The organism is Rhizobacter sp. (genome assembly GCF_032229685.1).
Classification (GTDB): Bacteria; Pseudomonadota; Gammaproteobacteria; order Burkholderiales; family Burkholderiaceae_C; genus LMDS01.
In genome coordinates, this window is record NZ_JAVTWP010000010.1 from 261,290 (window position 1) to 282,023 (window position 20,734).

Below are 20,734 nucleotides of genomic sequence, written 5' to 3' on the forward strand. Positions count from 1 at the left end.
CGCGATCTGAACCGGGGCCCGCGGTTGGCGGGTGGCGGCGAGCGATCAGGGGACAAGGACAACATGGCACTCAACATCGTCATCATGGCCGCGGGCAAAGGCACCCGCATGAAATCGGGCCTTCCGAAGGTGCTGCACAAACTGGCAGGGCGCAGCCTATTGCAGCATGTTCTGCAAACCGCTGCCGGCCTGGGGGCAGACCGCAGCGTGGTCATCACCGGGCACGGCGCCGAGCAGGTCGAAGCGGCGGTCAGCGCACCCAACTTGCAGTTCGTGCGCCAGATGCCCCAACTCGGCACCGGCCACGCGGTGCAGCAGGCCGTGCCGGCGCTGCTGGACGGTGGCACCACGCTGATCCTGAACGGCGACGTGCCGCTGATCGAAGCCGCGACTGCGCGCGCGCTGGTCGAAGCCTGCGCCGGCCAGAACCTGGCCTTGCTGACCATCGAGCTGCCCGACCCGACGGGCTACGGCCGCATCGTGCGCGGCGACCCGGCCGGCCGCGACGCCACCCAGGGCGGGCGAGTGCACGGCATCGTCGAACACAAGGACGCGAACCCCGCCGAGCGCGCCATCCGCGAGATCTACACCGGGGTGATGGCCGCACCCACGGCCGCGCTGAAGCGCTGGCTCGCCGCGTTGAAGAACGACAACAGCCAGGGCGAGTATTACCTGACCGACGTGGTGGCAATGGCCGTCGCCGAAGGCGTGCACGTGATGACGGCACAGCCCGCGAGCGACACCGAAGTGCTGGGCGTGAACAGCCCCGTGCAACTCGCCGACCTGGAACGCCGCTACCAGCGCGCCCGCGCCGAAGCGCTGATGGAAGCCGGCGTGCGCCTGGCCGACCCGGCGCGTTTCGACGTGCGCGGCGAACTGGTCTGCGGTGCCGACGTCGACATCGACGTGAACTGCGTTTTCGAGGGCCGTGTCGAGCTCGGCGATGGCGTGCGCATCGGCGCGAACTGCATGCTGCGCAACGCGGTCGTGCAGACCGGCGCGGTGATCCACCCATTCACCCACATCGACGGCGAAGCGCTCGGCGTGGTGGTGGGTGCCGGCGCGCTGGTCGGGCCGTTCGCGCGGCTGCGGCCCGGCGCGACGCTGGGCGCCGAAGTGCACATCGGCAACTTCGTCGAGGTGAAGAATTCCACGCTCGCCCGCGGCGCGAAGGCGAACCACCTGGCTTACCTGGGCGACACCACGGTCGGCGAGCGCGTGAACTACGGCGCCGGCAGCATCACCGCCAACTACGACGGCGCCAACAAGCACCGCACCGTGATCGGTGCCGACGTGCACGTGGGCAGCAACTGCGTGCTCGTGGCCCCGGTGACGATCGGCGCAGGCGCCACCATCGGCGGCGGCTCGACGATCTCGAAAGACGTGCCGGCCGGCCAGCTCGCGGTGGCGCGGGCGAAGCAGGTGGCGCTGGCCGGCTGGACGCGGCCGGTCAAGAAGAAATAAGGCCCGCGCGCGCGAGGTTCACGGCGCCACGTCGAGCCGCTGGCGCTGCAGCACCCAGGCCTCGAACGCCGCTTGCGGCAAGGGCGGGCTGATCAGCATGCCCTGCAGTTCGTCACAGCCCAGCGTGGCCAGGAAGGCGCGCTGCGCTTCGGTCTCGACGCCTTCGGCGATCACCGTGAGGCCCAGGCTGCGCCCCATCTGGATGATGGCGCGCGTGATCGCTGCCGAATCGCGGTTGGCCGGCAGGTCGTGCACGAAGGAGCGGTCGATCTTCACCTTGTCGATCGGCAAGTCCTTCAAGTGGCCGAGCGATGAATAACCGGTGCCGAAATCGTCGACCGAAATGCGCAGGCCCATCGCCTTGAGCCGGTCGAGGCGGTGTTTCACCTGCGGCAGGTCGTCCATCAGCATGCGCTCGGTGAGCTCGAGTTCGAGCAGGCCGCTGTCGAATGCGTCGCCCGGCAACTCGTGCTCGATGGCGTCGAGAAATCCCGAGGCCTGGAACTGCACGTTCGACAGGTTCACGGCCACCGGCGCCACCACCAGGCCCATGTCGCGCCAGCGCATCGCGCAGCGGGTGGCTTCATGCAAGACCCACTGGCCGATGCCGATCATCAGCTGGCGCTTTTCGGCGACCGGGATGAACGCGTCGGCGAGCAGCAGACCGCGCTCCGGGTGGTTCCAGCGGATCAGCGCTTCGGCCCCCACCAGCACACCGTCGCGCGCCCGCACCTGCGGTTGGTAGTACAGCGCGAACTCACCCCGTTCGAGCGCCTGCGCGAGCTGGCCTTCGAGCACCAGCTCGGCATAGGCCGCAGCGGCGATGCCGGGCTCGAAGAACTGGTAGTTGGCACGGCCGCGTTCCTTGGCCAGGTACATCGCCGAGTCGGCGTTCTTGACGAGTTCTTCGGGCGTGTCGCCATCGCCCGGGTAGAGCGCGATGCCGACCGAGGGTGTGACCGAGATCGGCCGGCCTTCGGCCTGCACCGCGGCACCGATGGAGGCCAGCAGCTTGTGCGCCACCTCTTGCGCGTCGCTCGCGTGCTGCGGGCCGGCCGAAAGGCCCGCCAGCAGCACCATGAACTCGTCGCCACCGAAACGCGCCACGATGTCGGTGCCGCGCAGGCTCGCGGTGATGCGCGCGGCCACGCTGCGCAGCAGCGAGTCGCCCACCAGGTGGCCGAGCGAATCGTTGACCCGCTTGAAATGGTCGAGGTCGATGAACAGCAGCGCCAGGTGCGAATCGTTGCGCTGCGCGCCGAGCATCGACCGTTCGAGGTGTTCCATGAACGACACGCGGTTGGGCAGCCCGGTCAGCGCGTCGTGGTGCGCCAGGTGGTGGATGCGTGCCTGCGCGGCATGGCGGTCGCGGATGTCGCGCACGATCGTCATGCGCATGCGTTCGCCGTTGCGCATCATCGTGCGCACGATGAATTCGACCGGGATGCGCTCGCCGCCCTTGGCAACCGCCATGCTTTCGTAGGCGGTTTCCTGGCCCGAGGCGATCACGGCGGCCACCTTGGCCACGTGGTCGGGGGCGATGAACTCGAGCGTCTTGCGGCCCATCATGTCGTCGAGCGTGTAGCCCAGCAGTTCGAGCACCGGCGGGTTGGCGTCGGTGATGAAGCCGTCCTTGTGGAAGACGATGCCTTCGGCGCTCGCCTGCATGAACTTGGCCAGGCGCTCTTCGGATTCACGCACCGCCTGCTCGGCGAGGCGGAACTTGCTGATGTCGCTGATCAGCACGAAAGCGCCGAGCGCCGCGGTGCCACCGCTGGCCGGGTCGAGGTGGGGCAGCAGGTGCACCTCGATCCAGCGGGTGCTGCCGCCCGGCCCGGGCAGCGTGCGCTCGTAGACGACCGGCACGCGTTCCTGCAGCATGCGCTCGACCTGCGGCTGAATCTCGCGCGCCGCCTCTTCGCCGATCACTTCTTCGAAGGTCGAACCGAGGATCGAGTCTTCGTCGCGGCCGAAGGTCTCGGCGTAGCGCTTGTTGGCGAACTGGCAGCGGAAGTCGGTGGCGTTGTAGTACGCGATCAACACCGGCACGTTGTCGGCCAGCAGCCGGAACATGCTCGCCTGGCTCTGCGCCGAGGGCGAGGCGAGCAACCCTTCACGCACGTTGTGCAGGATGCAGGTGACATGGCCGCCCGGCGACTGCCGGTGCGCGAGGCAGGCCACGCTCATGCTGGCGCCGTCGGCCCCGACGAGCTCGACACCGAGCATGAAATCATCGGGCCGGCCGAGCCGGTCGAGCAGGGCTCCGTGCGACGCCGCGAGCAGCATGGTGCGCCAGCCATGGCCCAGCAGTTCTTCGCGGGGCCGGCCGGCGAAAGCGCAGAACGCGTCGTTGACCTGCAGTGCGGCGCCGTCGCTGGCCAGCAGCAAGGCCATGCCGGGCAATGCGTCCCAGAGGTGCGCATCGGCTTCGGGCAAGGTCGGGTCGGCGGCCATCGGAATGCTCCGAACCGACGGCGGGTGCCGCCGGTCTTGGATGCGGATCATAGGCGCCGCCCTGCACCCGGCAAGAGGGCAAGCCCGCCGGCGTGGCCGTCAGCCCGGAACGGCAGCTTTCGCGGTCTCGACCGCCAGGCACAGGTCGTCCCAGGCCCTGGCCTTGTCTTCCATGTTGCGCAGCAGGTAGGCCGGGTGGTAGGTCACGATCAGCGGCACACCCTGGTAGTGGTGCACCCGCCCGCGCAGGCGGCCAATCGGTTCGGTGCTGCGCAGCAGGCTCTGCACCGCGAAGCGGCCCATCGCCAGAATGATCTTCGGCCGCACGAGCTGCACCTGGCGGATCAGGAACGCTTCGCACGCCGCGAGTTCGGCCGGCGCCGGGTTGCGGTTGCCGGGTGGGCGGCACTTCAGCGTGTTGGCGATGTAGACCTGCTGCGCCGGCTCGGCTTCACCGCGCGTCAAGCGAATGGCACGCAGCATGTTGTCGAGCAGCTGGCCCGACTTGCCGACGAAGGGCTCGCCCTGCCGGTCTTCCTGCTCGCCCGGCGCTTCGCCGACGATCATCCAGTGCGCGCTTTCGTGGCCGACGCCGAACACCGTCTGGGTGCGGCTCTCGCACAGGGTGCAGGCGGTGCAGGCAGCCACCGTGGCACGCAGCTCGGGCCAGCCCATCGTGGCGATGTGGGCGGGCAGCGTCGCGCCCGGTGCAGCTGCGGGCACGGGCGTTGCCACGGCGCGCGGCACCGCGACAGGCGGTGACGGCGGCGCAGCCGGCCGGGCCGCCACGGGCGCTGGCGCGGCACTTTCGGGCGCATCCGCGACCGGCAACGCGGGTGGCGGCTCGGCTTGTGGCGCCCAGACGCGCACGCCCATCTCGCGCAGCATCGCGACCTGGCGTTCACTCCAGCGCATCATTCGCTCCCCCTGCGGCGGCGCCGATCTTCAGGCTCATCACGACCGCATCTTCGCGCCTGCCGAAAGGCGCCGGGTAGTAGCCCTTGCGCACGCCGACGGCCGTGAAGCCCAGGCGCAGGTACATGGCGCGCGCGCGTTCGTTGCTCTGGCGCACTTCGAGCCACAGCTCACGCGCCGCGTGCTCGCGGCACAGCGGAATCAGCGCGTCGATCATCGAGCGCCCGTGGCCGCGGCCCTGCTCGGCGGGCGCGACGGTGATGTTGAGCAGGTGCATTTCGTCGACGCCCGGCATCGCGACGAAATAGCCGATCGGCTCTCGCTGCGCGCCGAGCAGCACACGGGCCGGATAAGCCGCCGCCAGCGAATCGATGAAGTTGCCACGCGTCCACGGGAAAGCGTAGGCCGCGACCTCGATCGCCATCACCGCATCGAGGTGGGCCGTCGTCATCGGCGCGAGGCTGCGTTCGCCGCCGACGCCCGTGCGTTCTTCGGCCCAGCGGGCGCTCATCGACCTGCCCCGGCAGCTTCTTCGCGGGCCGCGCGGGCGGCGTCGCGCTCGAGCGTGGTCTGCGCGACCTTGTCACGCAGATAAAGCGGCAGCGCCAGTGCCGCGTCGACCGCACCGCCCTGCAGCCACAAGGCTCGCGCGAGCGGCAGCATCGCGGTGGCACGCGGCAGTGCGTCGGGGAAACGCAGCGCGTCACTGGTGCGCAACCGCGTGGCGAAGGCCCCCAGGGCGTTGCCCGCCACGCGCTGCGGCGCCTCGGCTTGCCAACGTTCATCGAGCGCGGCGGGCGTGGTCAGGCGCGGTGCGTCGAGCACCTGCCAACGGTCGGCCTGAAAGGCGTATTGCGCCGCATAGATCTCGTCCATGCGGGCGTCCATCGCCACCCACATGCGGCACTCGGCAGCGCCGCCGCGTGCGTCTTCGGCAACGGCCAGCAGGCTGTCGATCGGCAGCACCGGCTTGTTGGCGCCGAAGGCCAGCCCCTGGGCCACCGAACACGCGGTTCGCAAGCCGGTGAACGCGCCGGGGCCGCGGCCGAAGGCGATGGCGTCGAGTTCGTGCAGGGCCACACCGGCTTCGCCGAGCAAGGCCATCACCGCAGGAATCAGACGCGCCGAGGCCAGCGCGCCGCCGGCGCTCTCGTGCGTGAAGACACGCTCGTCGACACCGAGCGCAATGCTCATGTGTTCGGTGGCGGTGTCGAAGGCAAGGAGCGCGGTCATGCGGGAAGGGGTCGCGCCGGGGCCGGCGCCGGGGGGCTGAACGGGTGCAGGGGGCAGGGCCCGGTGGAGCCTCTGCGGCCCGAGTCTAAGGCAGCGTTGACGAAGGCCGCGGCGTGGCACCGTGAGATCATCGAAGCATGTCTGCATGGTCGCTTCGCTGCGGGTTTTTCGTTGCCCTCTGGGCCGGCCTGCTCCCGGCGATGGCGGCCCCGTTGCCGGGCGACGTGGCGGCGGCGCTGGAGCGCGCCAAATTGCCCCGCGAGTCTCTGGTGGCGATGGTTCAGGAAGTGGGCAGCGCCCCGCCGCGCCTGGCCTGGCAAGCCGAACAGCCGGTGAACCCGGCCTCGTTGATGAAGCTGCTGACGACCTTCGCCGCGCTCGAGATGCTCGGCCCGGCCTGGAGCTGGTCCACACCGGTGTGGCTGCAAGGCACGGTCAAGGACGGCGTGCTCGAGGGCAACCTCGTGATCAAGGGCGGCGGCGACCCGAAGTTCGTGCTCGAGCGGGTGTGGCTGTTGCTGCGGCGCGTGCAGCAGGCGGGTGTGCGCGAGATCCGCGGCGACATCGTGCTCGACCGCAGCGCCTTCAGCGTGCCCGAGCAGAACCCGGGCGACTTCGACGGCGAACCGCTGCGCGCCTACAACGTGCGGCCCGACGCACTGCTGCTGAACTACAAGGCGCTGGCGTTCACGTTCACGCCCGACCCGGCCCGCGGCGTGGCGACCATCGGCGTCGACCTGCCGCTGGCCGGCGTGCGCGTCGACCCTTCGGTGCCGCTCACCACCGGCCCCTGCGACGACTGGCGCGGCGCGCTGCGGCCGGACTTTTCAGACCCGACCCGCGCCCGTTTCGGCGGCTCGCTGCCCGCGGCCTGCGGCGAGAAGACCTGGGCACTCGCTTACGCCGAGCCCAAGAGCTACAACGAACGGGCGCTGCTCGGCTTGTGGAACGACATGGGCGGCAAGCTGCTCGGCACGGTGCGCGACGGTGTGGCGCCGGCCACGCGTGCGAGCTTCGAGATCACATCGCCCACGCTGGCCGAGGTGGTGCGCGACATCAACAAGTTCAGCAACAACGTGATGGCGCAGCAGCTCTTCCTCACGCTGGCGCTCGTGCAGCGTGGCAGCGGCACGCCCGAACTCGCCCGCGAACTGCTGCGCCAATGGGCCGCCGAACGTTTCGGCAAGGCCGGCACCGGGCTGGCCATCGACAACGGCTCGGGCCTGTCGCGCGATTCGCGCGCGAGCGCACAACTGCTGGCGCGGTTGCTGCAGGCCGCCTGGGCGAGCCCGGTGATGCCCGAGCTCGTGAGCTCGCTGCCGGTGAGCGGCCTCGACGGAACGCTGCGCCGTTCGCGCGCCACGCTCGGCCGCGCGCATCTGAAGACCGGCTCGCTGCGCGACGTGAACGGCGTGGCGGGTTATGTGCTTTCCAGCTCGGGGCGGCGTTATGTCGTCGTCGCGATCGTCAACCATGCCAACGCCGGCGGCGCGCGCCCGGCGCTCGATGCCCTGGTGCAGTGGGCCGCGAACGACGCGCCCCCTATCGCCCTTCAACGCGAACCCGCGAACTGATTCAACCCATGACTTTGATCGACACCCTTGGCTACCTGGCCGCTTCGCTCACCACCGCTTCGTTCGTGCCGCAGGCCTGGCTCACCTTTCGCACCCGCGACGTGAGCGGCATTTCGCTGGCGATGTACAGCGTGTTCACGCTCGGCATCGCGCTCTGGCTGGCCTACGGCCTGCTCATCGGGGCCTGGCCGGTCGTCATCGCGAATGTGGTGACCTTCGTGCTGGCCGCGGCGATCCTGGTGATGAAGCTCTCGATGGGACGTCAACAAAAGTAAAGCTGACGCCTGCAGGCGTGCCGAGCGGGTTTCCCCGCTGCAGCACGGTGCGACCCGAAATCTATAGTGGCTCCACAAAAGCGAACGGTCGTTCGTTTTGCTTCTTGCAATGGAGCAACGGGTTTTGCACAAGGGGTTCGCATGAGATTCGTGAAGTCATGGGGTTTGTCGGCGGCCGCAGCGCTGGTGCTGGCGGCCTGCGGCGGCGGTGGTGACGGCGACCAGAGCCCGCGCGTCAGGTACACGTCGGTGGTCTCGTTCGGCGACAGCCTGAGCGACATCGGCACCTACGGCACGGCCACGCTGAAGGCGGCGACGGGGGGCGGCAAGTACACCGTGAACGCCAGCGACAGCAAGAACTGGACGGAATTGATTGCCGCGGCGGCGAGCACGCCAGCGCCCTGCCCCGCGCAGACCGGCCTCGAGTCGAGCGGCCCGTTGGCGGCGTTTGCCGAAGCGAAGACCGATCACGCCGGCTGCTATGGTTATGCGCAAGGCGGCGCGCGTGTGACGAACCCGGTCGGCCCGGGCAACAAGGCCCTGATCGGGCTCGGCGACACCAGCGGCTACGTCGGCCAGCTGACCGACCCGGTGATCAACCAGATCAACCGCCACCTCGCGAGCACCGCCTCGGGCACGTTCAGCGGCACCGAGCTGGTGACGATGCTGGCCGGTGGCAACGACGTGTTCATCAACCTGGCGACCTTCGCTGCCACAGTGGGTGCGGGCGGCGACGCGACCGTGGCCGGCGGCGCGGCCGTCACGGCCATGGGCACGGCCGGTGCCGAGCTGGCCGGCTACATCAAGGCGCTGATCATCGCGAAGGGCGCGAAACACGTGGTCGTGGTCACGCTGCCTGATGTGAGCCAGACCCCGTTCGGCTACAGCCAGCCGGTGGAGGTGCAGGGGCTCATCAACACGATGGCGACGACTTTCAATGCGCAGCTCACGAGCGGCCTGGCGGGCACCAGCGGCGTGTTGATCGTCGACGCCTACACCCAGGGCCGGCTGCAGACGGCGAGCCCGGTGCAGTACGGCGTGACCAACAACACCGTGCCGGCCTGCGACCTGACGAAGACGGTGTTCGCCAGCTCGCTGGTGTGCTCGGCCACCACCCTCATCGCCGGCGACGTGTCGCACTACGCCTTTGCCGACTCGGTGCACCCGAGCCCCTACGCTTACCGCCTGCTGGCGCAGTACGTGACCGACCAGATGCTCAAGGCCGGCTGGCTCTGATGCGTGCGAACGAACGAAAGGCATTCATGAACAAGACCCTCGCTCCCTTCGCAATCGCGGCGCTGGCGTTCGCTGCGAGCGGCACGGCTTCGGCCCAGGCCGCCGGCACCTGGTTCGCCAAGGGCGGTGTCAACAACGTGGCACCGCAGGTGAAGAGCGGTGACCTGTCGGCGCCGAGCATTCCAGGCACGAAGATCGACGTGAAGAGCGCGACCTCGGCGATCTTCACGCTCGGCTACATGCTCACCGACGACGTCTCGCTGGAGTTCTACGCCGGCCTGCCCTACAAGCACGAGGTGGTCGGTGACGGCAGCATCCAGGGTGTGGGCAAGCTCGGCACGATCAAGCAGGTGTCACCCACGCTCTTTGCGCAGTACCGTTTCATGGATGCGGGTGCCGCCTTCCGCCCCTACGTCGGGGCGGGCCTGACCTACGCACGTTTCTACGGCGCCGAAGGCTCGGGCACGCTCACCTCGCTGACGAACCCGGGCGGTCCGCCGACGCGGCTCTCGGCCAGCTCGGCGTTCGGCTTGTCGGCGCAACTCGGGGCCACGCTCGCGCTGAGCGAACGCTGGTTTCTCGACGCGTCGGTCATCAAGACCTTCATCAAGAACAAGAACACGCTGTCGACCGGGCAGACGATCAACACCAAGCTCGACCCGCTGTCGAGCAACCTGTCGATCGGCTACCGGTTCTGACGCCGCGCAGCGTCGAAGCGCAGGCCCGGGCGGAGCACCTGCGCACGAGCGCAGGTGATTCAGAACGGGTTGTTCAGCGCGCGCGTCGCAGCCAACGAGCCCAGGCTGGTCTGCCCGCCGGCACTCAGGTGGGTGGCGTCTGACCAGAGCCAGGTGATGCCATCGGCCGCGGTCGGCGTGGCGGGTGGCGGCACGGCCCCGGCATTGGTGCCCAGGGTCAGGGTGGTGCAGGTCGGCAACGGCGCGCTCGGCAGGCAGGCCGGCAAGGTGGTGTTGATGAAGATGCCGCCGCCCAGCAAACGTGCCTTGACCACACCGACCACGTACTCGTCGAGCTTGATCAGCCCGATCTTGCGGCCGTCGTTCATGATGTTGGCGCGCAGCTTGGCATTGAAGCGCTCGCTCAGGCGCGACAGCAAGTCGGCACGGCCGGCGTTGGCCGCGTTTTCGGTCTGCGCGAAAGGCGTGTAGCCCATGTCGGGCGCGGTCGCGAGCAGCACCTTGGCGCCGAGGTTGGCGATGCGGTTCACCTGCGCGGCAAGTTCGGCGCCAGCGGCTTCGACATTGATCCGCAGTTGCGCTTCGGGCACGCCCGGGTACTGCGCGTATTGCGCCAGGATGTCGTTCGCGCCGGCGAGCACGGTCACCATGTCTTTTTCGGTGAAGGCGTCGGCGGCGAGCTTGAGGTCGATCTGCGCGGCGATGTCGGCCGCGCGGGCGCCGGCGGTGGCGTAGATGCGGCTCACCGGGTTGGCGACCGGCAGCAGGTTGCATTCCGGGAAGACCAGGCCGTAGACCGAGCCGACGGTCTGGATCCAGAGCGCGTTGCTGCTGCAGTCGAGCTTGGTGTTGTCGGCGGTCTGCACCGCGTTGACGCTGTACTTGCTGCCGTCGGGGTTGATGACGCTGGTTTCGTCGCCGAACGCGATGACCCGGTTGGCGCGGAAGGTTTCGACCTGCTCACCACCCCCGCAGGCGGCCAGCGCGGCGACGCTCACCACCGCCACGCGGAGCGCAGAGCGGCCCCATCCACATACGTTCGACGTCATTCAATGCTCCGGGAAATCAACAGGGGTGGGTGGACAGGGTTCGGCACCAGAAGGTTCTATCAGGAAGCCGCGGCACGTTGCAGCCGATCGCGCACGCCGTCCCACTCCGGGCCCGGCGGCGGCATCTCGACCCAGATCAACTGCACGCCTTCGGCATCGAGTTCGCGCAGCACTGTGAAGAGTTCCTGAGCCGCTTGTTCGGGCTGTGCCGGCATGCGCCGGTGCCGCACCCGCGGCGCCACGTTCAACGCGAGGCTGCGCGAATATACCGCCAGGCTGAGCGACTCCTGTGCAAGCATTTGCAAAGCTGTGGCCAGCATCGGCGTCGCCATCAGGCGAAGCTTGGCCGTGGGGGCGTAGTGGGCCGAGAGCGTGCCGGGGGCGCGCGGGGCGCCGGCGTCGGGCTCGAGCAGCGGCTCTGCGGCGGCCGCCTCGATGCGTGCCCGCGTCAGCACACCCGGGCGCAACAGCACAGCCCGGTCACGCGAACAGTCGACGATGCTCGATTCGATGCCGACGCTGCAGGCCCCGCCGTCGAGCACGGTGATGCTGCCTCCGAACTCGGCCAGCACGTGCGCCGCCTGCGTCGGGCTGACGCGGCCGAACCGGTTTGCGCTCGGCCCGGCCACACCGGCCACACCCCGCGCGCGCGCGGCCCGCAGCAACGCCTGCGCGACCGGGTGCGCCGGGCAGCGCAGGCCGATGCTGTCTTGCGCCCCCGCAGCAGCCACCGCGATGCCCTCGGCCCGCGGCACGATCACGGTCAGCGGCCCGGGCCAGAAAGCGTCGATCAGGCGCTGCGCGACCGGCGGCAGGCGGGCGGCGAACCGGGTGGCATCGATGGGCTCGGCCACGTGCACGATCAGCGGGTGGTTGGCCGGCCGGCCCTTGGCGCTGAATATCTTCGAGACCGCCCGGTCGTCGTCGGCGCGCGCGCCGAGGCCGTAGACGGTCTCGGTCGGGAACGCCACCAATTCAGCGTCGGCGAGCAACGCGGCAGCGCGCTCGACGTCGGCGGCGACCAGTCCGTCAAGCAGCACGGTTCACCAGGCCTCGATGCCGAGCAGGGCCGCGGCCCGGCGCGCCCCGGCGTCGGCCTCGGCCGCGGTGGCGGCGGTCAGCGTCAGGTGCCCCATCTTGCGGCCGGGGCGTGCGCTGGCCTTGCCGTAGAGATGCAGGTGGGCGCCCGGGAGCGCCAGCACACCGGCCCAATCGGGCGCCTTCTCGCGCCCGGCTTCGCGGAACCACAGATCGCCCAGCAGGTTGAGCATCACGCAGGGCGAGTGCTGGCGCGGGGCGACCAGCGGCGCGCCGGTCATCGCTCGCACCTGCAGGTCGAACTGCGACACGTCGCAGGCATCGATGCTGTAGTGCCCGGAGTTGTGCGGGCGAGGCGCCATTTCGTTGACGACGAGCGCACCGTCGGCCAGCACGAAGAACTCGACACACAAGACACCGACGTAGTCGAGCGTCGCCACCACGGCGCGGGCCGCGGCGACGGCACGCTCGCGCAGTTCGGGCGGCACAGCCGCGGCGGGCACCGTGGTGAGCGCGAGAATGCCGTCACGGTGCAGGTTCTGCTGTGGCGGGAAGTGAACCACCTCGCCGGAAGCGCTGCGCGCCACGATCACGCTCAACTCGAACGCGAGCGGCAGCATCTTCTCGAGCACGCAGGGCACGCCGCCGAGTGCTTGCCAGGCCGCGCCCAGCCCGGCCCGGTCGGCCACACGGGCCTGGCCCTTGCCGTCGTACCCGAGCCGCGCCGTCTTGAGAATGCCCGGCAACAAGGCGCCGGGCACTGCAGCGAGCTGCTGCTCGTTGGTGATCAGCGCATACGGCGCACAGGGCACGCCGCTGCGCTCGAAGTGGGCTTTTTCGGCGGCACGATCCTGGCAGACGGCGACCGCGGCAGCGCCCGGGGCGACCGGCCGCGTGGCGGCCAGCGTGGCGAGCGAGGCCGCCGGAACGTTCTCGAACTCGGTGGTGACGGCCGCACTCAGGCGCGCCAGCTCGGCCAAGCCGCCTTCGTCGAGATAGCCGGTCTGCACATGGTGGTGGGCGACCAGCCCGGCAGGGCTCGCCGGATCGGCGTCGAGCACGGCCGTGGCGTAGCCCATCTGCTGCGCGGCGTGCACGAACATGCGGGCCAGCTGGCCCCCGCCCATCACCCCGAGCGTGGCACCGGGGGCAATGAAGGGCAGCGCGTCGACGGCCCGCTGCGGTGATTCGTCGACCGTCACTTGAGATCGGCCGTCATGAGGCGCGCTGCCGCCGTCTGCCGTTCGCGGTAGGCGTCGAGCTGCGTGCGCAAGCCCACGTTGTCGCTCGCCAGCATCGACACCGCGAACAGCGCTGCGTTCGCGGCGCCTGCAGCACCGATCGCGAAGGTGGCGACCGGGATGCCCTTGGGCATCTGAACGATCGAGTACAGCGAATCGACACCGCTCAGGTGTTTGCTGGCGACCGGAACGCCCAGCACCGGCACCGTGGTCTTTGAAGCCAGCATGCCGGGCAGATGCGCCGCACCACCAGCGCCCGCGATGATGGCCTTGAGGCCACGCCCGGAAGCCGACTGCGCATACGCGAACAACTCGTCCGGCATGCGGTGCGCCGAGACGACGCGCGCTTCGAAGGGAACGCCGAACTCGGCGAGAATCTCGGTGGCGACGCGCAGGGTGTCCCAGTCACTGCTGGAGCCCATCAACACGCCGACCACCACAGGGGCGCTGCTCAAGGCTCGCTCCAAGGTGCTGATCAGCCTTGAATTGTAGGCGGCACGGCGCCAGCTGCGCCCCGCCCCTTCCCGACCCGGAACCCGCGAACATGCTCGACATCTCCTTGCAGAACTTCGAATCCGACCTCATCACGGCGTCGACACGACAGCCAGTGCTGCTCGACATCTGGGCGCCCTGGTGCGGCCCTTGCAAGGCGCTCGGCCCGTTGCTCGAAAAGCTGGAGACCGCGTATGCCGGCCGCTTCACGCTGGCCAAGCTGAACTCCGACGATCAGCCCGAGATCGCCGGCCAGCTCTCGCAGATGTTCGGGGTGCGCAGCATCCCCTTCTGTGTGCTCTTCAAGGGCGGGCAGCCGGTGGATGGCTTTGTGGGCGCACTGCCGGAGTCTGAAGTGCGCGCCTTTCTTGACAAGCACGTTCCCAGTGCGGTCGACGTGGCAGCGGAACAAGAGCTCAGCGAGGCCGAAGCGCTGATGGCCGAAGGCGATGTCGAAAGCGCCATCGAGAAATTGCGCGAAACCTTGGCCGCCAACCCCGCCAACGATGAGGCCCGGAGCGACTATCTGCGCGCACTGCTTCGCGCCGGCCGTGTGGCAGAAGCACGTCGCGCCTACCATCCGGTCGCGACAAGGGTGTTGCCCGACGCACGCCTGGACGCGTGCGGGCATTGGCTTGCCGCCTGCGAAGCGGCCGTGCACGCCCGATCACCCGCGGAGCTTGCTCGTTTGCTGGAGAGCGACAAGCGCGATTTCGGCGCGCGCTTCGAACTAGCACAGACACACTTCGCCGCTCAACGATTCACACAGGCACTGGACGAGTTGCTGGAGATCTTGATGCGCGACAAGGCTTGGAACGATGGACTGGCCCGGAAGAACTATGTCGCGATTTTGGAGCTGATGAAAAAAACTGTGTCCACCAAGCCAGATACAACAGCTCCAAAAGCCACGGTTCAAATTATCGAGAAGGGAACTGCCACATCGATTGATCCGATTGTGGACGCTTATCGGCGCAGGCTGAGTATGGTTTTGTTTTAATCTTAGTAGTGGAGTTACCACCAACACGCACAACGCAAAATCATCGAATGCAATCGAACTGCCACCACGAGGGTTCGCAAGATTTCTATTTAATACTCAAGTGCTTAAGAGAATTAACCATACGACTCTGGAATTCAAAGTATCCATGCCATGCAATATCGGCAAGGTTTTGGTGGATAGCAGCAGATTTCACCTCACCAAGTGCGGAGTAAACCTCAACCAACCGGCTGTGTGCAAAGGCCCTATCATCGTATTGTCCTTGACTATCAATTTTTGATTCAGCGAGATTCGCATCCTCTCTTGCTCCATCAAATTGACCCACTTGCAGTCTGCACCAAGCACGATCCGCAAGGAGATCAGCTTGCAGGCGCCCCAACCCCTCTCCTACGGCGGTGTTGAAGTATTGATCAAAGAGGGCCAGCGCCTCAGCTGATTCCCCTCTAATTGTCAGAAGCTTGGCACGAAGAATTGGTAGATGAGCAGGCAGGCTTATCACACCGATCAATAGATCATAGTTTTCTGTTGATGTCGTACTCAACAATGAGTAGTCATCCTCATCCATTGACTTCAATGCATGAAGTTGCGCTTGGCGCAAGTTACTTGCTCTAAGCCAAGCCATGTTATGCATCAACGCGCTTACTGTAGAGTCGTCTCCGTCCAGTATTGCACTTTGCCTCGCTGACGAATACCACGGAAGCGCCAAGTCTAATCTTCCGCCTTGATGGTATCCCTGCGCAACAACTAGGTGCGCACGCCCAAAGACAGAATACTGCGGCGCACTAGCGACAGTCAACGCTTCCTCTAGATGAAATATCATCTTTTCAATATCCGCATTGAGAAAATCTATGTGCGCCAACCAAGCGGCACTCAGAGCTCGCAAGTCCGACAGTCCGGCCGCTCGGGAAAGTGCGTTAGCGCGCAGTATTTTGTCGCCTGCAGCGTGTCCCATCTCTCGAGAGAACACTAGCAACCCCTCAACAAGATTCAACCAAGCGCTCATCTCCGCGTTAGGCCTCTTGTCGTAACGTTCGTGCAGCGCAGCGAGTTCGACCTGGACTTCGTCGAACTGACCGACGCGAGCGAGATATCCCGCTCGTTCGGCCCTCAGGCAATCGGCCTCGAACTGGCTGCGGGCATTCCGGATGCCCTCTTCGAGGCGAAGCTGCAAGCGGGATGGCTTCATGTGGTCAATCGCCGAAGCGCCTCGTTGTACGTGTCCGCCGTGTGTGCAATCACTTCTTCCGGCAAGGCCGGTGCGGGTGCACGCTTGTTCCATGGCCGCCCGTCGACCTGGGCTGCCTCGAGCCAGTCGCGCAAGAACTGCTTGTCGTAGCTCGGCGGGTTGCGGCCGGCAACATAGCCTTCCACAGGCCAGAAGCGGGACGAGTCTGGCGTGAGCACTTCGTCCATCAGGGTCAGCGTCCCCTTGTCGTCGAGCCCGAATTCGAATTTCGTATCGGCGATGATGATGCCGCGGGGCAGCGCCATCGCGGCCGCTTCCGAGTACAGCCTGATCGAGACCGCACGAATCTTCTCGGCCAGCGCGGTGCCCACGATGTCGCACATGCGTTCGAAGCCGATGTTCTCGTCGTGGTCACCCATCTCGGCCTTGGTGGCCGGCGTGAAGATCGGCTCGGGCAACTTGCTCGCGTTCTGCAAGCCGGCGGGCAGGGCAACCCCGCAGACCTGCTGATTCTGCTGGTACTCCTTCCAGCCGCTGCCAGCCAGATAACCCCGCACCACCGCTTCCACTGGCAGCGGCCGCAGTCGCTTGACGAGCATCGATCGGCCCCGCACCTGGTCACGCTCGTTCGGTGCCACCACGCTCTCCGGGTCGTCGCCGGTCAAGTGGTTGGGCACGATGTGCTGCAGGTGCGCGAACCAGAACAAGGCCATCTGCGTGAGCAACCTGCCTTTGCCCGGGATCGGTTGCCCCATCACCACGTCGAATGCACTGAGCCGATCGGTCGCCACCATCAGCAACCGGTCTTCACCCACGGCGTAGTTGTCGCGAACCTTGCCACGTGCAAGAAGGGTCAACGAGGTGAGGGAGGTGGTGAGCAGCGCAGCCGTCATGGCGTCCTTTCAACGGGCCGCGATGCGCTGCCCGTGCGGTCAGAGGGGGGTCGGCCGATTGTAGTAATCGGCAGAAAAACAAAACCCGGCCGAGGCCGGGTTTGGGGGTGAAGACGCGGGGCTCAGACCACGGTCTGCGCCAGCTCGCCCTTGGCATAACGCTGCGCCACCTGCACCAGCGTCTGCGCCTTGATCTTGCCGGCCTGGCCTTCGCAGCCGAACTGCAGATAACGCTGCTTGCACACGCCCTTGGCTGCTTCGCGCGCCGGCTTCAGGAAGTCGCGCGGGTCGAACTTGTCGGGGTTCTCGGCCATGTAGCGGCGCACCGCGCCGGTCATCGCCAGGCGCACGTCGGTGTCGATGTTGATCTTGCGCACGCCGTACTTGATGGCTTCCTGGATCTCTTCGACCGGCACGCCATACGTCTCTTTCATCTTGCCGCCGAACTCGCGGATCTCGGCCAGCAGTTCCTGCGGCACGCTCGACGAGCCGTGCATCACGAGGTGGGTGTTCGGAATGCGGCGGTTGATTTCCTTGATGCGGCTGATCGCGAGAATGTCGCCGGTGGGCTTGCGGGTGAACTTGTAGGCGCCGTGGCTCGTGCCGATGGCGATGGCAAGCGCGTCGAGCTGGGTGCGCTTGACGAAGTCGGCGGCCTGCTCGGGGTCGGTGAGCAACTGCTCCATCGTCATCGTGGAATCGGTGCCGTGCCCGTCTTCCTTGTCGCCCTTCATCGTCTCCAGCGAACCCAGGCAGCCGAGCTCACCTTCGACGGTCACGCCCAGCAGATGCGCCATGTCGACGACCTTGCGTGTCACTTCGACGTTGTAGTCGTAGCTCGCGATCGTCTTGCCGTCGGCCTGCAGCGAACCGTCCATCATCACCGAGCTGAAGCCCAGGCCGATCGCACCCTTGCACACGTCGGGGCTCTGGCCATGGTCCTGGTGCATCACCAGCGGCACGTTCGGCCAGGTTTCGACTGCGGCCTGGATCAGGTGCTTGATGAACGCTTCGCCCGCGTACTTGCGCGCGCCGGCACTGGCCTGCAGGATCACCGGCGCACCCACTTCGTCGGCCGCCGTCATCACCGCCTGCACCTGCTCGAGGTTGTTGACGTTGAAGGCCGGAATGCCGTAGCCGTTCTCAGCGGCGTGGTCCAACAGCTGGCGCATTGAAACGAGGGGCATGGCGAACTCCTGAATCGGGATGGTGGGCAGCGTGAAACCACGCTGTAACTGGCGGAATTGTAGCGAGCGCCCCCTGGCGGTCGGCGTGAAGGATCACCCGATGCGCTGGGCCTCGTAGCCTTCGGCGCGCATCGCACCAAGGATCTGCTCGATGTGCGCCACGCCGCGCGTCTGCACCACCACCTCGATCTGCGCGCGCTCGACCGAGAGCGACGTGAACGCACGCTGATGCTGCACTTCGTCGATGTTGGCGCCGAGCTTGCCGAGCAGCGTGGCCACGTTGGCCAGTGCCCCCGGCACGTCGCGCACGTCGAAGCGCAGCCGCGCGAGCCGGCCCGACTTGACCATGCCGCGCTCGATGATCTCGGCCAGCATCAGCGGCTCGATGTTGCCGCCGCACAGGATCAGGCCGACCTTGCGGCCCTTGAAGCGTTCGGCGTGCTTCATCAGCGCGGCCAGCCCGACGCCGCCCGCGCCTTCGACCACCGTCTTCTCGATCTCGAGCAGCATCAGTATGGCCTGCTCGATGTCGTCTTCGCTGACGAGAAGCACGTCGTCCACATGGGCCTTGATCAGCGGCAACGTCAATGCACCGGGCGACTTGACGGCGATGCCATCGGCGATCGTGGCCTGCGCGCTTTCACGTTGCTCGCCGTGCACCGCGTTCCAGGCCGCAGGGAACCGTTCGGTCTGCACGCCGATGATGCGGATGCCGGGCCGCAGCGCACGCGCCGCCGTGGCCACGCCCGAAATCAGGCCGCCGCCCCCGATCGCCACGACGAGCGTGTCGATCTCGGGCTGCTGCGCCAGCATCTCCATGCCGATCGTGCCCTGGCCGGCAATGACATCGAGGTCGTCATAGGGGTGCACCAGTGTCAGGCCGCGCTCCTGCGCCAGCGCCAGGCCGTGGGCGCGCGCATCGTCGAAGGTGTCGCCTTCGAGCACCACGGTCGCGCCGAAGCCGCGCGTGCGCTCCACCTTCACGGCCGGCGCGAAGCGTGGCATCACGATCGTCGCCGGCAGGCCCATGCGCTGCGCGTGGTAGGCCACGCCTTGGGCGTGGTTGCCGGCCGATACCGCCAGCACACCTTTGGCACGCTCGGCCGCCGTGAGCTGTGCCATCTTGTTCAGCGCACCTCGCTCCTTGAACGACGCGGTGAACTGCAGGTTTTCGAACTTCAGGAACACCTCGCAGCCCGTCAGGGCCGAAAGCGTGCGCGAAGGCAGGCACGGCGTCTCGATCACCTCGCCACGCAGACGCAATGCAGCGGCGCGGATGTCGTCGAGGCCGAGCGCGGCGCGCGTCATGTCAACCGACCCGGCACACCTTGAGCATGTTGGTGCCGCCCGGGTGGCCCATCGGCTCGCCGCAGGTGATGGCGTAGGTGTCGCCGGCCTTGAGCACACCGCGTTCGACGAGCAAGGCTTCAGCCTTGGCGAGCGCTTCGTCGCGGTCGGCGAAGTTGGGCATCAGCATCGGCGTGACATTGCGGTAAAGCGCCATGCAGCGCTGGCTGCGCAGCTGTGAAGTCAGGCCGTAGATCGGCACGTGGATCAGGTGCCGGCTCATCCACAGCGCGGTCGACCCCGATTCGGTGAGCGCGAGGATCGCCTTGCAGCCCAGGTGGTAAGCCGTGAACAGCGCGCCCATCGCGATCGACTGGTCGATGCGGGCGAACTGCTTGTTGGTGAATGAGGCGTCGAGCGCCACCTCTTCGGCGTTTTCGGCCTCGACGCAGATGCTCGCCATCATCTCGATGGTCTCGACCGGGTACTTGCCGGCCGCGGTCTCGGCACTCAGCATCACCGCGTCGGTGCCGTCGAGCACTGCGTTGGCCACGTCGCTCACCTCGGCGCGTGTGGGCACCGGGTTGACGATCATCGACTCCATCATCTGCGTGGCGGTGATGACCACACGGTCCATCTCGCGTGCCATCTTGATCATGCGTTTCTGCAATGCCGGCACCGCCGCATTGCCGACCTCGATGGCGAGGTCGCCGCGCGCCACCATGATGCCGTCGGACGCCTTCAGGATCTGGTCGAGCACCGGGATCGCTTCGCTGCGCTCGATCTTCGCGATCAGCAGCGGCTTGTGGCGCCACGGCTCGCCGGCCACGTTGGCGAGCTGGCGCGCCATTTCCATGTCGGTCGCGGTCTTCGGGAAGCTCACGGCCAAGTACTCGCACTGGAAGCTCATCGCGGTCTTGATGTCTTCCATGTCCTTCGACGTGAGCGCGGGCGCCGTGAGGCCGCCGCCGGCCTTGTTGATGCCCTTGTTGTTCGACAGGAAGCCACCGACCACGACGGTCGTGTGCACCTCTTCGCCACGCACCGAATCGACCACGAGCTTGAGCAGGCCATCGTTGAGCAGCAGCACGTCGCCCGACCTCACGTCGCGCGGCAGCTCCTTGTAGTCGAGGCCGACACGCTCGTTGGTGCCCAGCTCGGTGGTCGCGCCGTCGAGGATGAATTTCTGCCCCGGTTCGAGCAGCGTCTTGTCGCCTTCGAACTTGCCGACTCGGATCTTCGGGCCCTGCAGGTCGGCCATGATGGCCACCTCGCGGCCGGCGCGGCGCGCCACGTCACGCACGAGCGTGGCGCGGTCGATGTGGTCTTGGGCCTTGCCGTGCGAGAAGTTCATGCGCACCACGTCGACGCCGGCGCGGATCATGCGCTCCAGCACTTCGGGCGAGCTCGACGCGGGGCCGAGGGTGGCGACGATCTTGGTGGCGCGGGGCATGGCGGTCTCCATCTGTTTTTCGAGAGCGGATTATCGAAGCGCGCCACACCGCTTTCGCGCGGGCG

The 20,734-nt window shown here is 67.3% G+C and carries 19 protein-coding genes; 6 read left to right on the forward strand and 13 right to left on the reverse strand.

The window, feature by feature from the left end; genetic code table 11:
- Nucleotides 1-63 precede the first annotated feature (63 nt).
- Nucleotides 64-1,464 (forward strand): bifunctional UDP-N-acetylglucosamine diphosphorylase/glucosamine-1-phosphate N-acetyltransferase GlmU, encoded by a 1,401-nt coding sequence (gene glmU / locus AC30PD_RS04825; RefSeq protein WP_489534506.1) that lies wholly within the window; start codon nucleotides 64-66, stop codon nucleotides 1,462-1,464.
- A gap of 18 nt (nucleotides 1,465-1,482) precedes the next feature.
- On the opposite strand, the gene AC30PD_RS04830 is transcribed toward glmU, so the two are convergent.
- From AC30PD_RS04830 to tsaB, 4 genes are all read right to left on the reverse strand, one after another.
- Complete coding sequence (locus tag AC30PD_RS04830; protein WP_489534507.1) at nucleotides 1,483-3,918, reverse strand: EAL domain-containing protein; 2,436 nt, start codon at nucleotides 3,916-3,918, stop codon at nucleotides 1,483-1,485.
- Nucleotides 3,919-4,017: 99 nt separating this feature from the next.
- Nucleotides 4,018-4,833, reverse strand: a complete 816-nt coding sequence (locus tag AC30PD_RS04835) for a uracil-DNA glycosylase (protein ID WP_489534583.1) — start codon at nucleotides 4,831-4,833, stop codon at nucleotides 4,018-4,020.
- Nucleotides 4,820-5,344 carry a ribosomal protein S18-alanine N-acetyltransferase gene (gene rimI / locus AC30PD_RS04840; RefSeq protein WP_489534508.1) on the reverse strand — a complete coding sequence of 175 codons (525 nt, stop codon included), beginning with the start codon at nucleotides 5,342-5,344 and terminating at the stop codon, nucleotides 4,820-4,822. The genes AC30PD_RS04835 and rimI overlap by 14 nt, the downstream gene beginning before the upstream one ends.
- Nucleotides 5,341-6,066, reverse strand: coding sequence for a tRNA (adenosine(37)-N6)-threonylcarbamoyltransferase complex dimerization subunit type 1 TsaB (gene tsaB, locus AC30PD_RS04845; protein ID WP_489534509.1), 726 nt, complete (start codon nucleotides 6,064-6,066; stop codon nucleotides 5,341-5,343). The genes rimI and tsaB overlap by 4 nt, the downstream gene beginning before the upstream one ends.
- A 137-nt stretch (nucleotides 6,067-6,203) precedes the next feature.
- Here tsaB and dacB point away from each other — a divergent pair, with 137 nt between their 5' ends.
- The 4 genes from dacB (at nucleotide 6,204) to AC30PD_RS04865 (ending at nucleotide 9,849) form a co-directional block, all read left to right on the forward strand.
- Nucleotides 6,204-7,640, forward strand: a complete 1,437-nt coding sequence (gene dacB, locus AC30PD_RS04850; protein WP_489534510.1) for a D-alanyl-D-alanine carboxypeptidase/D-alanyl-D-alanine endopeptidase — start codon at nucleotides 6,204-6,206, stop codon at nucleotides 7,638-7,640.
- Nucleotides 7,641-7,648: 8 nt separating this feature from the next.
- Complete coding sequence (locus tag AC30PD_RS04855) at nucleotides 7,649-7,915, forward strand: SemiSWEET transporter (protein WP_489534511.1); 267 nt, start codon at nucleotides 7,649-7,651, stop codon at nucleotides 7,913-7,915.
- 141 nt (nucleotides 7,916-8,056) lie between these two features.
- Nucleotides 8,057-9,151, forward strand: a complete 1,095-nt coding sequence (locus AC30PD_RS04860; RefSeq protein ID WP_489534512.1) for an SGNH/GDSL hydrolase family protein — start codon at nucleotides 8,057-8,059, stop codon at nucleotides 9,149-9,151.
- Nucleotides 9,152-9,177: 26 nt separating this feature from the next.
- A complete protein-coding gene (locus tag AC30PD_RS04865) occupies nucleotides 9,178-9,849 on the forward strand; it encodes an OmpW/AlkL family protein (RefSeq protein WP_489534513.1) in 672 nt (223 codons plus the stop codon).
- Nucleotides 9,850-9,908: 59 nt separating this feature from the next.
- Here the strand turns inward: AC30PD_RS04865 and AC30PD_RS04870 are convergent, their stop codons facing one another.
- The 4 genes from AC30PD_RS04870 to purE all read right to left on the reverse strand — a co-directional run bounded on the left by AC30PD_RS04870 (nucleotide 9,909) and on the right by purE (nucleotide 13,599).
- On the reverse strand, nucleotides 9,909-10,898 hold the full coding sequence (locus tag AC30PD_RS04870) for an SGNH/GDSL hydrolase family protein (protein ID WP_489534514.1): 990 nt from the start codon (nucleotides 10,896-10,898) through the stop codon (nucleotides 9,909-9,911).
- 59 nt (nucleotides 10,899-10,957) lie between these two features.
- Nucleotides 10,958-11,938: an L-threonylcarbamoyladenylate synthase gene (locus AC30PD_RS04875; RefSeq protein ID WP_489534515.1), complete on the reverse strand. Its 981-nt coding sequence runs from the start codon at nucleotides 11,936-11,938 to the stop codon at nucleotides 10,958-10,960.
- Nucleotides 11,939-11,941: 3 nt separating this feature from the next.
- Nucleotides 11,942-13,063, reverse strand: coding sequence for a 5-(carboxyamino)imidazole ribonucleotide synthase (locus AC30PD_RS04880; protein ID WP_489534584.1), 1,122 nt, complete (start codon nucleotides 13,061-13,063; stop codon nucleotides 11,942-11,944).
- A 71-nt stretch (nucleotides 13,064-13,134) separates the two neighbouring features.
- Nucleotides 13,135-13,599, reverse strand: coding sequence for a 5-(carboxyamino)imidazole ribonucleotide mutase (gene purE / locus AC30PD_RS04885; RefSeq protein ID WP_489534585.1), 465 nt, complete (start codon nucleotides 13,597-13,599; stop codon nucleotides 13,135-13,137).
- A 122-nt stretch (nucleotides 13,600-13,721) separates the two neighbouring features.
- On the opposite strand from purE, the gene AC30PD_RS04890 reads away from it, so the two are divergent.
- Nucleotides 13,722-14,666, forward strand: a complete 945-nt coding sequence (locus tag AC30PD_RS04890; RefSeq protein ID WP_489534516.1) for a tetratricopeptide repeat protein — start codon at nucleotides 13,722-13,724, stop codon at nucleotides 14,664-14,666.
- 85 nt (nucleotides 14,667-14,751) lie between these two features.
- Here AC30PD_RS04890 and AC30PD_RS04895 read toward each other — a convergent pair whose 3' ends face one another.
- The 5 genes from AC30PD_RS04895 to pyk all read right to left on the reverse strand — a co-directional run bounded on the left by AC30PD_RS04895 (nucleotide 14,752) and on the right by pyk (nucleotide 20,669).
- Nucleotides 14,752-15,849, reverse strand: a complete 1,098-nt coding sequence (locus tag AC30PD_RS04895) for a hypothetical protein (RefSeq protein ID WP_489534517.1) — start codon at nucleotides 15,847-15,849, stop codon at nucleotides 14,752-14,754.
- Entirely contained in the window at nucleotides 15,846-16,742 is an 897-nt protein-coding gene (locus tag AC30PD_RS04900; protein ID WP_489534518.1) for a phosphoribosylaminoimidazolesuccinocarboxamide synthase, read from the reverse strand. Before AC30PD_RS04900 ends, AC30PD_RS04895 begins: the two co-directional genes overlap by 4 nt.
- Nucleotides 16,743-16,864: 122 nt before the next feature.
- On the reverse strand, nucleotides 16,865-17,929 hold the full coding sequence (gene fba / locus AC30PD_RS04905; RefSeq protein ID WP_489534519.1) for a class II fructose-bisphosphate aldolase: 1,065 nt from the start codon (nucleotides 17,927-17,929) through the stop codon (nucleotides 16,865-16,867).
- 93 nt (nucleotides 17,930-18,022) lie between these two features.
- On the reverse strand, nucleotides 18,023-19,237 hold the full coding sequence (locus tag AC30PD_RS04910) for a threonine ammonia-lyase (protein ID WP_489534520.1): 1,215 nt from the start codon (nucleotides 19,235-19,237) through the stop codon (nucleotides 18,023-18,025).
- Nucleotide 19,238: 1 nt separating this feature from the next.
- Nucleotides 19,239-20,669, reverse strand: a complete 1,431-nt coding sequence (gene pyk / locus AC30PD_RS04915) for a pyruvate kinase (protein ID WP_489534521.1) — start codon at nucleotides 20,667-20,669, stop codon at nucleotides 19,239-19,241.
- Nucleotides 20,670-20,734 lie beyond the last annotated feature (65 nt).

Bases quoted from the DNA above. Each gene is read 5' to 3' on its own strand.
- tsaB (WP_489534509.1), bottom strand. From the start codon at position 6,066: ATGACCGCGCTCCTTGCCTTCGACACCGCCACCGAACACATGAGCATT.
- fba (WP_489534519.1), bottom strand. From the start codon at position 17,929: ATGCCCCTCGTTTCAATGCGCCAGCTGTTGGACCACGCCGCTGAGAAC.
- purE (WP_489534585.1), bottom strand. From the start codon at position 13,599: ATGGGCTCCAGCAGTGACTGGGACACCCTGCGCGTCGCCACCGAGATT.
- AC30PD_RS04870 (WP_489534514.1), bottom strand. From the start codon at position 10,898: ATGACGTCGAACGTATGTGGATGGGGCCGCTCTGCGCTCCGCGTGGCG.
- AC30PD_RS04900 (WP_489534518.1), bottom strand. From the start codon at position 16,742: ATGACGGCTGCGCTGCTCACCACCTCCCTCACCTCGTTGACCCTTCTT.
- AC30PD_RS04835 (WP_489534583.1), bottom strand. From the start codon at position 4,833: ATGCGCTGGAGTGAACGCCAGGTCGCGATGCTGCGCGAGATGGGCGTG.
- AC30PD_RS04895 (WP_489534517.1), bottom strand. From the start codon at position 15,849: ATGAAGCCATCCCGCTTGCAGCTTCGCCTCGAAGAGGGCATCCGGAAT.
- AC30PD_RS04860 (WP_489534512.1), top strand. From the start codon at position 8,057: ATGAGATTCGTGAAGTCATGGGGTTTGTCGGCGGCCGCAGCGCTGGTG.
- glmU (WP_489534506.1), top strand. From the start codon at position 64: ATGGCACTCAACATCGTCATCATGGCCGCGGGCAAAGGCACCCGCATG.
- AC30PD_RS04865 (WP_489534513.1), top strand. From the start codon at position 9,178: ATGAACAAGACCCTCGCTCCCTTCGCAATCGCGGCGCTGGCGTTCGCT.
- pyk (WP_489534521.1), bottom strand. From the start codon at position 20,669: ATGCCCCGCGCCACCAAGATCGTCGCCACCCTCGGCCCCGCGTCGAGC.
- AC30PD_RS04830 (WP_489534507.1), bottom strand. From the start codon at position 3,918: ATGGCCGCCGACCCGACCTTGCCCGAAGCCGATGCGCACCTCTGGGAC.
- AC30PD_RS04890 (WP_489534516.1), top strand. From the start codon at position 13,722: ATGCTCGACATCTCCTTGCAGAACTTCGAATCCGACCTCATCACGGCG.
- dacB (WP_489534510.1), top strand. From the start codon at position 6,204: ATGTCTGCATGGTCGCTTCGCTGCGGGTTTTTCGTTGCCCTCTGGGCC.
- AC30PD_RS04910 (WP_489534520.1), bottom strand. From the start codon at position 19,237: ATGACGCGCGCCGCGCTCGGCCTCGACGACATCCGCGCCGCTGCATTG.
- AC30PD_RS04855 (WP_489534511.1), top strand. From the start codon at position 7,649: ATGACTTTGATCGACACCCTTGGCTACCTGGCCGCTTCGCTCACCACC.
- rimI (WP_489534508.1), bottom strand. From the start codon at position 5,344: ATGAGCGCCCGCTGGGCCGAAGAACGCACGGGCGTCGGCGGCGAACGC.
- AC30PD_RS04880 (WP_489534584.1), bottom strand. From the start codon at position 13,063: ATGGGCGGGGGCCAGCTGGCCCGCATGTTCGTGCACGCCGCGCAGCAG.